This window comes from Streptomyces sp. 8N706, from assembly GCF_052245415.1.
Classification (GTDB): domain Bacteria; phylum Actinomycetota; class Actinomycetes; order Streptomycetales; family Streptomycetaceae; genus Streptomyces.
The window spans coordinates 1-11,397 of sequence record NZ_JBQQBW010000167.1; the positions used below are offsets into that span (position 1 = coordinate 1).

At 71.6% G+C, this 11,397-nt stretch carries 10 protein-coding genes; 6 read left to right on the forward strand and 4 right to left on the reverse strand.

Annotated elements, in window-relative coordinates; translation table 11 throughout:
* The 5 genes from ACTWQE_RS32325 to ACTWQE_RS32345 form a co-directional block, all read left to right on the forward strand.
* Positions 1 to 2,740 (forward strand): ATP-binding protein (locus ACTWQE_RS32325; RefSeq protein ID WP_443332651.1); only part of this gene is annotated, 2,740 nt, incomplete at its 5' end.
* Positions 2,737 to 3,246 (forward strand): roadblock/LC7 domain-containing protein, encoded by a 510-nt coding sequence (locus ACTWQE_RS32330; RefSeq protein WP_443332652.1) that lies wholly within the window; start codon positions 2,737 to 2,739, stop codon positions 3,244 to 3,246. The genes ACTWQE_RS32325 and ACTWQE_RS32330, both read left to right, overlap by 4 nt.
* Entirely contained in the window at positions 3,243 to 3,644 is a 402-nt protein-coding gene (locus ACTWQE_RS32335) for a DUF742 domain-containing protein (protein ID WP_443332653.1), read from the forward strand. Before ACTWQE_RS32330 ends, ACTWQE_RS32335 begins: the two co-directional genes overlap by 4 nt.
* A 10-nt stretch (positions 3,645 to 3,654) precedes the next feature.
* On the forward strand, positions 3,655 to 4,260 hold the full coding sequence (locus ACTWQE_RS32340) for a GTP-binding protein (RefSeq protein WP_443332661.1): 606 nt from the start codon (positions 3,655 to 3,657) through the stop codon (positions 4,258 to 4,260).
* A gap of 62 nt (positions 4,261 to 4,322) precedes the next feature.
* Positions 4,323 to 5,567, forward strand: coding sequence for a styrene monooxygenase/indole monooxygenase family protein (locus ACTWQE_RS32345; protein WP_443332654.1), 1,245 nt, complete (start codon positions 4,323 to 4,325; stop codon positions 5,565 to 5,567).
* Positions 5,568 to 5,742: 175 nt separating this feature from the next.
* Here the strand turns inward: ACTWQE_RS32345 and ACTWQE_RS32350 are convergent, their stop codons facing one another.
* From ACTWQE_RS32350 to ACTWQE_RS32365, 4 genes are all read right to left on the reverse strand, one after another.
* Positions 5,743 to 6,882, reverse strand: coding sequence for a C40 family peptidase (locus tag ACTWQE_RS32350; protein WP_443332655.1), 1,140 nt, complete (start codon positions 6,880 to 6,882; stop codon positions 5,743 to 5,745).
* A 172-nt stretch (positions 6,883 to 7,054) separates the two neighbouring features.
* A complete protein-coding gene (locus ACTWQE_RS32355; RefSeq protein ID WP_443332657.1) occupies positions 7,055 to 7,324 on the reverse strand; it encodes a hypothetical protein in 270 nt (89 codons plus the stop codon).
* Positions 7,325 to 7,334: 10 nt separating this feature from the next.
* The gene (locus ACTWQE_RS32360; protein WP_443332658.1) at positions 7,335 to 8,159 is read right to left on the reverse strand and encodes a TetR/AcrR family transcriptional regulator; all 825 of its coding nucleotides are present in this window, start codon (positions 8,157 to 8,159) and stop codon (positions 7,335 to 7,337) included.
* Between the two features lie 500 nt (positions 8,160 to 8,659).
* Positions 8,660 to 9,604 (reverse strand): AurF N-oxygenase family protein, encoded by a 945-nt coding sequence (locus ACTWQE_RS32365; protein ID WP_443332659.1) that lies wholly within the window; start codon positions 9,602 to 9,604, stop codon positions 8,660 to 8,662.
* A gap of 282 nt (positions 9,605 to 9,886) precedes the next feature.
* On the opposite strand from ACTWQE_RS32365, the gene ACTWQE_RS32370 reads away from it, so the two are divergent.
* Positions 9,887 to 11,017 carry a ferritin-like domain-containing protein gene (locus tag ACTWQE_RS32370; RefSeq protein WP_443332660.1) on the forward strand — a complete coding sequence of 377 codons (1,131 nt, stop codon included), beginning with the start codon at positions 9,887 to 9,889 and terminating at the stop codon, positions 11,015 to 11,017.
* Positions 11,018 to 11,397: the final 380 nt, after the last annotated feature.

Here is an 11,397-nt window from a genome sequence, read left to right on the forward strand (position 1 = left end):
CGTACAGGAGCAGGCGGCCCTGGCCGACTTCGACCAGACGGCCCCCGAGGACGCGGTCGACCGCTACGCCAACACGGTCAACGGCACCGAGGTCAGCACCGCCGAGCGCTACCTCGTCCGCCTCACCGACCAGCCGCAGCTGTCCTCCCAGGACCTCGCGCTGGACAAGGACCGTGTCGACGCGGCCCTGTCCGGCCGGATCGACCGGATGCGCGCCGCCGAGTCCGCGCTGACCAACGCCGAGGCCACCCGGCTCGCCGAGGTCCGCGACAACGACGTCACCACGCTGGAGCTGCGCATCGCCCTGGTCGTCGTCTGTCTGCTGCTCGCCGTCGGCATCAGCATGTCGGCCGCCCGCTCCCTGACCCGGCCGCTGGCCGTGCTGCGGCTGGGCGCGCGCCGGGTCGCGGCCGACCCGGTCGCGGAGGAGCCGGTCCGGTACACCGGCCGCAACGACGAGTTCGCCGACGTGGTGAAGGCCGTCAACGAGCTGCGGGAGGCGGCGGTACGCCTGCACGGCCGCACCGAACAGCTCGGCGACGACCGCACCCGGCTGGTCGCCGAGCGGAAGCGTCTCGCGGACCAGCGGGAGGAACTGCTGCGCGCCCAGCGGGAGCTCACCGCGAACCTGGCCGGCATCGAGGACCGGGTGCACGGCAGTCACGTCAACCTCGCCCTGCGGACCCTCACCCTCGTCGAGCGGCAGCTCGGCGTCATCGAGGGGCTGGAGGACAGCGAGCAGGAGCCGGAGCGGCTCGACACCCTCTTCAAGCTCGACCACCTGGCCACCCGGATGCGGCGGCACAGCGAGAACCTCCTGGTCCTCGCGGGGGCCGAACACGGCACCGGACACACCGGACCGGTGCCGCTGCTGGACGTGATGCGCGCGGCGATCAGTGAGATCGAGCGGTACGAGCGCGTGGAGATCCAGGCGCTGCCGCCGCACGCCCGGATCGCGGGCTTCGCGGCCGACGCCATCAGCCACCTGGTCGCCGAACTCCTGGAGAACGCCACCGCGTTCTCCCCGCCGGACGCGAGCGTGGAGCTCTCCGGCTGGCTGCTGGAGAGCGGCGAGGTCATGCTCTCCGTCCAGGACGAGGGCATCGGGATGACCACCGAGCGGATGGAGGAGCTGAACGCCCTCCTCGCCGACCCGCACCCGAAGGAGGGGACCCCCACCCCCGACGAGGGCTCCGCTCTCGGGCTCGGGCTGTACGTGGTGGGCCGGCTGGCGGCACGGCACGGCGTCCGGGTGCAGCTGCGCGAGCAGAAGCAGGGCGGGATCGCGGCCGTGGTCGTCCTCCCGAAGTCGATCCTGCCCACGCGCCCGGCGCCGACCGGTGCGGGCGGGGCTCCGTCGCCCGGCAAGGGGACGGCCCCGGCGGTGAACCTTCCGGGTTCGGTGGCGGAGGCCAACTCCAACGCTCTTCCGCGGCGTGCCCCCGCCACGCTCGACTCCCAGTTCCCGCCGGGGCCGGCCGTCACCCCGGAGCCGGCCGCCCCGGCGCAGGAGCCTGCCACCGGGGAGCAGGAGCCTCGCGTCCCGGCGCAGGAGCCGAGCCTTCCCCCGCAGGAACAGGGCCTCCCCGCTCAGGAACCGGTCCTTGCCCCGCAGGAACAGGACCTGCCCGATCAGGAACCGGTCCTTCCTGTGCAGGACACGGCCGCTCCCGCGGCCGGAGCCACGGACCCGGCAGCGGACTTCGACGACGTCCCCCCACCCGGGTACGGAAGCGCCGCGGAGCCGGAGTCCGCGAGCCACGCGGCGGCTCAGGCGTCCCCCGGCCCGGACCCGCTCGGATCACAGCCCGCGCCCGCCCAGGATCCGTGGGCACCGCGGAGCCCGCAGACGGAGCAGCTGCCGCAGAGCTCGCCGGAGCCGCAGGAGCAGCGGCAGGTCCCGCAGGTTCAGCCGAACCACCCGGCGGCGCCCGAGCCCGCACCTCTGGCCCTGACGTCCGACGATCCGCTGGTGGCGGCCGCCGAGCGGGCCGTCGCGGAGGCCGAAGCCGGCAGCGGCCGGTTCCCGGAGCCGGACGGTGACCCGGTCGACGGCGGAAACCGTCCCACGGCGCCGGGCGGGCAGCCGCCCTTCACACCCGACGCGAGTGGCCCGTACGCCATCGGCCCCGATGAGCACGCACGTGCCACGGACGCTCCGGCGGGCCGGGTCGACCAGCCGACGCAGCCCCTCCGCCTGCCCCGGCAGGCCGAGGACTCTCCCGCGCCGGACACCGCCGATGCCGCCCGGGCAGCGGAGCACCCGCACCACCCGTCGGGCGGCCCGGACACCGGTCGTCACGCCGGCCTGGCCCAGGTCCCCGGGCAGGACACCGGGCTCCCGGGGCGTGAGGAACCGAAGGCGCCCACGTGGGAGCGGGTCCCCGACAGCGGCACCGCCGGCGTCCTGGGTGACGGGCCGGTACGAGAGACCGCCGAGCGCGCCGGACAGGCCGAACGGCCGGAAGAGGAACGGTCCGACGGGACGGCGCCCCCGTGCGAACGCGTCACGGACAAGGGGCTGCCCAAACGGACGCCGAAGACCGTCGCCCCCACCGGCCCCAAGCGTGAGCGCACCGGTTCCGTCGACGCCGATGCCCTGCGCCGTCGGCTCGGTGGCTTCCAGCAGGGAAGCCGGAACGGCCGCCGTGATGCGGAGGCCGAGATCGTAGAACGAACCGGACAACACCAGACGGGGGCGCTGGACGAGGGTGGCACAGTCGAGGAGGCACGCGGTTGAACGCGTATACCAAACCCAGCCCGGGCCCGCAGGCCACTTCGAGTTATGGGGTGAGCCATGAGGCCCGGAACCTGCACTGGCTGCTGAGCAATCTGGTCGACGAGGTGCCCGGCGTCCACTCGGTCGCGGTGGTCTCCTCCGATGGACTGCTGTTGCTCTCCTCCGACCCGGGGCAGGCAGCGGCGCAGGCCGGCGAGATCCAAGAAGGCCCCAAGGGGTCGAGTGCGGACCTCGCCACGATCGTCTCCGGCCTCGCCGCCCTCACCAACGGCGCCTCGAAGCTGATGGATGCCGGCAACGTCAAGCAGACCATGGTCGCCATGGAGGACGGCAGCCTCTTCGTCATGACCATCAGCGACGGCTCGCTGCTCGGGGTGCACGCCACCCCGGACTGCGACATGAGCGTGGTCGCGTACCACATGGCGCTGTTCGTCGGCCGGGCCGGCCATGTCCTCACCCCCGAACTCCGCAGCGAACTGCGCAAGTCCATGGAGAGGGATCAGTGACCTCCTCGCCCAAGCTGCCGACACGCAGCGCGGACCGGAAACCTGCCCGCGTACGCCCGTACTCGCTGACCGGCGGCCGTACCCGCTTCGGCCATGTGCTGCTCGTCGAGACCTTCGTGGCGGCGCTCGACGCTCCGGAGGAGCGGCCCGAACTGACCTCCGGCGGTTGGGGCGACCGCGTGATGCCGGAGATGCGGATGATCGTCGAGCTGTGCCGCCGCATGCGCTCGGTCGCCGAGATCTCCGCGCTGCTGAAGATGCCGCTGGGCGTGGTCCGCGTGCTGCTCAGCGACTTGGCCGACCAGGGAAAGATCCGCGTCTACGGCTCCGGGCACGGCACCGGCCAGCCCGACCGCGCGCTGCTCGAAAGGGTGCTGAGTGGACTTCGCAGGCTCTGACGCCAACACCATGACCGCGGCGGCGGCCACCGAGGAGGGCCTGCAGAGCTGGCAGACGGACCGGTCGCGTGCACCCATAGCCACCAAGATCGTGGTAGCCGGAGGATTCGGCGTCGGCAAGACGACGTTCGTCGGCTCTGTCTCGGAGATCACCCCGCTCACCACCGAGGCGGTGATGACGCAGGCCAGTGCGGATCTGGACGACATCGCCGCGACTCCGGACAAGCTGACGACCACGGTCGCCATGGACTTCGGACGGATCACGCTCGACGCCGACCTGGTGCTCTATCTCTTCGGCACCCCCGGCCAGCAGCGCTTCTGGTTCATGTGGGACGACCTGGTGCGCGGTGCGATCGGCGCCGTCGTCATGGCGGACACCCGCAGGCTGGAGGATTCCTTCCCGGCGCTCGACTACTTCGAGAGCTGCGGACTGCCGTATATCGTCGCCGTCAACCACTTCGAGGGGACCCGGGCCTACGCGGTCCAGGACGTGCGCGACGCGCTGTCCGTACCGCCGCAGGTCCCCGTAGTGATCATGGACGCGCGGCAGCGGATCAGCGTCGTCGAGTCACTTCTGGACCTCGTCGGCCACGCCCTTGACGTCGCTCCTCAGTGACGTAGCCTCGGCCCCGCTTCGGAACACATCGTTCCCGTTTAAGTGTGAGAGAGAGCCCAGTCATGCGGAAGATACTCGTCGTGGGGGCCGGCCAGTCCGGTCTCCAACTCGCCCTCGGCCTGCAGTCGCAGGGCTACGAGGTCACTCTGATGTCGAACCGCACCGCGGACGAGATCCGCGCCGGCCGGGTCATGTCCACCCAGTGCATGTTCCACACCGCGCTGCAGCACGAGCGTGATCTGCAGATCAACTTCTGGGAGAGCCAGGCCCCCCGGATCGAGGGCCTCGGCGTCTCCGTCGCGGGACCGGAATCACAGCGACTCATCGACTGGGTGGGCAAGCTCGACGGTTACGCCCAGTCCGTCGACCAGCGCGTGAAGATGGCCGGCTGGATGGAGACGTTCAGCCAGCGCGGCGGTCAGCTCGTCATCCATGGCGCGGCCGTCTCCGACCTCGACTTCTTCGCGCGGAAGTACGACCTGGTGATGGTGTCGGCCGGCAAGGGTGAGCTGGTCTCGATGTTCGGCCGCGACGCCTCCCGCTCGCCGTACGACACCCCGCAGCGGGCGCTCGCCGTGAGTTACGTCCACGGGCTCGGCCCGCGCCCCGAACACCCGGACTACTATGCCGTCCGCTGCAACCTGGTGCCGGGCGTCGGCGAGCTCTTCGTCATGCCCACCCTCACCAACTCCGGCCGGGGCGACATCCTCTTCTGGGAGGGCATCCCCGGCGGGCCGCTCGACGTCTTCGACGGCATCAAGGACCCGAACGAGCATCTGGCTCTGACCCTGGAGCTGATGGAGAAGTTCACCCCTTGGGAGTACGCGCGCGCCACCAAGGTGGAGCTGACGGACGCCAACGGCACCCTCGCCGGCCGGTACGCCCCCACGGTGCGCCACCCGATCGGCCGACTGCCCAGCGGCGGGCTCGTCCTGGGCGTGGCGGACGTGGTCGTCGCCAATGACCCGATCACCGGCCAGGGCTCCAACTCGGCGTCGAAGTGCGCGGCCTCGTATCTGGCGAGCATCGTCGAGCACGGCGACAAGCCGTTCGACGAGGCCTGGATGCAGGCCACCTTCGACCGCTACTGGGAGACGGCCCAGCACGTCACCAAGTGGACGAACGCGATGCTGGCCCCGCCGCCGGAGCACATCCTGAACCTGATCGGTGCCGCAGGCCAGCTCCAGCCGGTCGCCGACCGATTCGCCAACGGCTTCAACGACCCGGCCGACTTCGAGAACTTCTTCTACGAGCCGGAGAAGGCGGAGGCATACCTCGGCGAGGTGGCGGCGCAGGCCCAGGGCTGAGGTCCTTCCCCCCGGCCCGCATGGCCGGACGGCAGCGGTACGGCCCGGCCTCGCGTGGAGCCGGGCCGTACCGCGACGGCCTTCCCGGGCGACCGGGCCGGCCCCCGGCCTGACCCGGACGGCGGCCGGGCGGGCCCCCGGACCCCACCTCGATGGCACCCGGTCCCGAGCGCCGTCAGTCCTTCGCCGGAGCGGTGTAGTTGTACCCGGTGTCGTCCTCTCCCGTCGCGGCCTCCGGGAGGTCCGGGGGGACGTACGTCTTCATCGGCCGCTCGCCGTCATCCGGCCGTACCGCCCCCAGCAGCGGGTTCGCCGCGATCGGCGAGATCTTCACGGCCGCTCCGGGCCTCGGTGCGTGCACCACCGTGCCGTTGCCGATGTACAGGGCCACATGAGTGGCCTTCGGGAAGTAGACGACCAGGTCGCCGGGGCGCAGTCTGTCGATCGGGACCTTCCTCAGTCGCCTCCACTGCTCCTGGCTGGTGCGTGGGATCGACCGGCCCGCGTGGGCCCAGGCCTGCTGCGTCAGCCCCGAACAGTCGAAGGAGTCGGGCCCCTCGGCGCCCCAGGCGTACGGCTTGCCGATCTGCTTCACCGCGTAGGTGACCGCCCGGAGGCCCGCCTTCGACGGAGTCCTCTCCCGGTTCAGCGCGCCCGAGCCCTTCAGGGCCCGCTGGGCGGTGTCGACTTTCTGCCGCTCCAGTCGGCCGATCTGCGCCAGCTGCTCCGGGGACAGCGAGGCGAGCAGCCGTTCCACCTCGTCCAGCCGGCTGCGCACGGCGTCCCGCTGCCGCACTTTCCGCTCCGCCAGGGTCTGCTGCCTGTCCAGCGTGGCCCGGGCCTCACCCGCCAGCCCGTTGAGGCGTCGCTCCCCCCGTTCGAGGCGGATCACGGCCGCCGCCCGCTCTCCCGCGGCCCGCTGGATCAGATGGCTCTCGTCGAGCACCGTCTGCGGGCGGCGGCTCAGCAGCAGCCTCAGATAGGGGGAGAGGCTGCCCGTCGAGCCCTGGTACTGCTCGCGGACCAGGCGTCCGGCGTTGTTCCGGCCCTCGGCGAGCATCGTCCGGACGAACGCGAGCTGGCTGCCCAGCTGCGTGGCTTTCCTTCGCTGCTCCTTGAGCTGCTCCTCGGTGGCGTTGTACGCCTCCCCGGCCTCCTCGGCTTCCCGGTAGTAGGTCTGAAGCTGCGTCAGCAGTTCTCGGACCGGCGGGTCGGCGGGGGCCGCGACGGAGGGTGGCGGTGGCGTGGACACCGCCAGCGCGGCGCCCGCGGCCACTGCCGCCGTGCGGACCGACCGTGCGAACCGTCCTGACACGGACTCACCTCCGGTGCTCATGGGTGTCAGTGCGTTGCCGCTGGGCGCTTTGCCCATCCCATGACCATATTTCAGAGATGGTCGTATTGTCGGTACCTTCCCCCGCGTCCCGCCCCGTGCGGCGTGTTACGGCCGTCCGAGGCCCGTCAAAAAACTCTCTGCCTACGAGTCGTCAGCCCGGCTTGGACCAGGGCCACTTGAGGCCGCCGCTCGAGGGGCGGCCCTCCGGCGCGTACGCGTACCTCCAGCCGCGCTGCAGGCCCAGCCGCTTGGAGTGACCGGCCGGGACCCGCAGATAGATGTGCACGGTCGGCTCCCCGCCGTCCGGGGCCGGCACCGGCACTTCGTACACCTTCGGCGGATGTCCCATGATCCCCACCAGCACCGGCAGCACCCTGCCGTCCAGGGGTCCGCCGACGAACGGGGTCTCCTCGCTTCTCACCGCGCCGTCCTCATCCGCCGGTGCCGGGGCCGCTGCCCCGCGGCTCGTCGTCCAGCAGGTGAGCGGCGTCGCCCATCAGGGGGATGACCCGTCGGGCGAGGGCGCCCACCGGGCCGTCCGCGTTCTCCAGGGCCAGCGCGGCCGAGGTCACCCGCGCGGTCTGCGGATCGCGGGCGGCGGTGGCGGTGAGCAGGGCGAGGAAGTGGTCGACGAGCCAGTCGCGCAGTTCGCCGGCGGACGGCTGTCTGTCCCTGGGGGAGGAGGCGGTCTCGTCCAGCCAGATCAGCGAGGCCGCCTCGACCGCGGTGATCCAGGTGCGCACCATCATCCGCAGCCGCGGTCCCGGCTCCGGTACCTCCATATGCAGCAGGATCTGCTCGGCCGCAGCCCGCCGGACCTCGTCGACGATCGCGTCCGTCCGGGAGGTCTCGCAGACGCTGCCGCCCTGGAGCAGCGCCGTGAAGCCCGCGTCGTGCTGGTCGACGAGGTCGAGATAGCGGTCGAGGGCTCGGGAGAGACGGCGGGTGAGTGGGCCGGTCTGCGGTTCGGCGAAGCACTGCTCGAGCTCATCGGCGGCGCTGCGCAGCGTGGCCTCGTACAGCTGCTGCTTGCCGCCGGGGAAGTAGCGGTAGACGAGCGGGCGGGAGACCTCGGCGGCGTGGGCGACGTCGTCCAACGAGACGTCCTCCGGGGCGCGGTGGGCGAACAGGCCGAGTGCGGCGGCGAGCAACTGGGCGCGGCGCTGCTCGACGGTCATCCTGCGGTACGCGACGTCGTGGCCGCTGCCGCCTGTGCGGGGGGACCGGGCCGTTGGGGCGGTTCCGCTGCCAGTCATATCCCGCAGCGTAACCGTCTTCCCGGGGGGTGAGCAGGCCGGGCGACCGCACGGCGGACGCCCCGGCCGCCGAGGAGGGGAATGCCCCGGCTCGACCGAGGCCCTCCAGCCGGGGGTCAGGGATTCGGGGTCGCCCGCCCTGTGACCACGGACGCGGCCCGGACCGGTCTTGCGGGACGGTGGTGCAGCACCGGGCGGTCCGCGGCGGTACAGGTGCCGGGGCTGGGGCCGGGTGGTACGGCGGTACGGCGTACGGGGCCGGGTGGTAGGGCGGGACGGCGCCGGGGTCGGAACGGTATGGCGGTATCGGGCCGGGGCCGGGCAGAACGGCGGCGGCGTCGCGGCCGGGTGGTGCGGAGCCGGGTGGTAAGGCTTGGGCGTCCGGGCCGGGGCCGGGGGCCGAGGTTCGATGCCGGGTACGGCCGTAGGGCGCCCGGCCGCGCGGGCGGCGAGCGGCCGATCCCGGGGGCCCGGCCGTTGCCCCGCCCGTTTCGGGCCGGCTACGCCAGCAGCCCGGAGCTCCGCCACAGCCTGCGGCCCACCCCGCGCATCAGCCCGACCTCGTCCAGGAAGTCCGTCAGCCGCCTGGCCCCCGTCTGCATCACCTCGCGCCGGTGCACGCTCGCCTTCACCTGCGCCACGGCCGCCCGCCGGTCGAGTCCCACGTCCGTGTACACCCGCGGGTTCACGAAGGCGAGCGAGAAGACCCGGGCCGCCTCACCCGCACTGATCCGGGTCAGCTCCGCCTCCCAGCGCGGACAGGAGACCATCTGGCGGCGCAGCTCCTCGCGCGCGTACCGGACATGGCGCGCCTCCTCCACCACATGGATACGCGTGACGCCGCGGATCAGCGGCTGGACCCGCTCGTCCGGGAACGTCAGCCGCTGCATGTAGTCGAGGATCTCCTCGCCGAGCAGGGTGCAGGCGAACGAACCGGGCGTGGTCGAGACCGTCTTGAGGACACGGGCGAGTTGGTGGTGCAGCCGGGTCACCGGGTACGCGGGTGAGCCGGCCTTCTGGATCAGCCGCGCGAACATCGTGGAGTGCCGGCACTCGTCGGCGATCTCGGTCAGGGCGTAGCGGACGTGCGCGCTGGTGACCGGCTTGTCGTAGATGTGCCGCACGAGCAGCTGCATCAGGATGATCTCGAACCAGATGCCGAGCGAGGCGAGCGACGCGGCCTCGTGCCGGGCGAGTTCCTTGCGCTGCTCCTCGGACATCTGCCGCCACAGCGGGGTGTCGTAGAGGGAGACCAGCTCCGGCGGCCAGAACCACTTGTCGTCCTCGAACGGGGCGTCCCAGTCGAGTTCGGCGTCCGGGTCGAACGAGTGGTGCGCCGAGGAGTCGAGCAGCCGCTGGGCGACCTGTTCCCGGTCCCGGAGCGGCCCGAGCCCGTCCCGGAGGGTGACGGTTTCGGGCGCGACGCTGTCTGGCGTGGTTGTCATCGCTGAGGGCACCTCGCTGTTCGGTTGTAGGGGGTGGGGCGGAGCGTGGGGCGGCGGGGCCGGAGTGGCGCGCCGGACGGCGCGGTAAGGGGTGGTGGACGCGTTCGGGCGTGCGGGGGGCGGCCCTCGGACGGCCGGCGTCACGGGGTCATCCCTTATGAGACTGCTTGTCAGCAAGGCCGTCAATCCCCTGCGCCCAACTCGTTGACTCGGCGGTAATCAACGTGTGAGCCTGCCAACTATCCGCCCCGGTACGGGTGTCCGTAAGGCAAGGAGGCGTCGATGACGACGCGCGAGTTCTATGTGCAGGATCCCGGAGACGAGCTGTGGCAGGTGCCGGCCTCGGGAGCCGCCCGCTTCGACTGGGACTACGACGACGGCCGGGACCGACTGCTCGCCCTCTACCAGAAGGGCAAGGACAAGCAGTGGGACGGGGCCAGGCGGATCGACTGGGATCTGGAGGTCGATCCGTATGATCCGCTCGGCACCCCGGACGAGTCGCTGCTCCTTTACGGCACCCGGTACTGGGGCAAGATGACCGAGCGCGACAAGGGGGAGCTGCGGCTGCATATGGGGTCGTGGCAGTTCAGCCAGTTCCTGCACGGCGAACAGGGCGCGATGGTGTGTGCGGCGCGGATCGTGGAGTCCGCCCCGGACCTCGACGCGAAGTTCTACTCCGCGACCCAGACCATGGACGAGGCCCGGCACGCCGAGATCTACGGCCGCTTCCTGCACGAGAAGGTCGGGATGCTGTACCCGATCAACGACAATCTCCAGGCCCTGCTCGGTGACACGCTCAGCGACTCGCGCTGGGACATGCCGTATCTGGGGATGCAGGTCCTGATCGAGGGGCTGGCCCTGGCCGCCTTCGGCATGATCCGTGACACCACCGACAAGCCGCTGCCGAAGCAGATCCTCGCCTACGTCATGCAGGACGAGGCCCGGCACGTCGCCTTCGGGCGGATGGCGCTGCGCGACTACTACCAGCAGCTCAGCGACGCCGAACTCCGCGAACGCGAGGAGTTCGTGATCGAGGGCTGCTATCTCATGCGGGACCGGCTGCGGGGCGCGGAGGTGCTGGAGAACTTCGGCATTCCTCTCCAGGAGGCCATTGAATTCACCGAGCAGTCGGAGTTTCTGCACCTGTTCCGGAAGCTGCTCTTCAGCCGGATCGTGCCCTGTGTGAAGGACATCGGGCTGTGGGGCGAGCGCCTTCAGAAGGCGTACGTGGACATGGGGGTGTTCGACCTCGGCGACTCGAACCTCGACCTGCTGATGACCCAGGACGAGGAGATGGCCGAGACGCTCGACAGACAGCGCTTCGCCGAGGAGGAGGCGGCCCGTACGGCCGAGGTGACCGAGACGATCGCCGCGGGGGCGGACACGACGGCGGCTCGGTCCGACGAGAGCTGAAGGCGGTCCGACGCGCCGCCGGTGCCTGCCCCGGACGGTTCGACGTCTGCTCCGGACGGGATCGACGCCTGCCCCCGGTTGCGCCCTGGCCCGACCCGACAGGCCGGCCCTGCCCCCAGGGGAGGGCGGGCCGCGGCCTGTCCGTCGCCCGTGTTACGGACGGATGGCACCGCCCGCACCGGCCGGCCGGTTCGGCGTGAGCGGAGCGCAACTCGCCCCTTACGAAGGGGAAATGAGGGGCTGGCGGCCGCTCCCTAAGGTCGTGGGGGTGAGGGGCCATGTCGAGCCGGGAACCGGCACACACGCACGCATGCTGCCCGGCTGGAGCACCATTCGCGGCCGAGTGGCCGTGGTGCTGGCCGTCCCCACCTGTCTGTTGC

Coding starts and splice junctions, on each gene's coding strand:
- ACTWQE_RS32340 (WP_443332661.1), top strand. CDS start 3,655: ATGACCGCGGCGGCGGCCACCGAGGAGGGCCTGCAGAGCTGGCAGACG.
- ACTWQE_RS32345 (WP_443332654.1), top strand. CDS start 4,323: ATGCGGAAGATACTCGTCGTGGGGGCCGGCCAGTCCGGTCTCCAACTC.
- ACTWQE_RS32360 (WP_443332658.1), bottom strand. CDS start 8,159: ATGACTGGCAGCGGAACCGCCCCAACGGCCCGGTCCCCCCGCACAGGC.
- ACTWQE_RS32365 (WP_443332659.1), bottom strand. CDS start 9,604: ATGACAACCACGCCAGACAGCGTCGCGCCCGAAACCGTCACCCTCCGG.
- ACTWQE_RS32370 (WP_443332660.1), top strand. CDS start 9,887: ATGACGACGCGCGAGTTCTATGTGCAGGATCCCGGAGACGAGCTGTGG.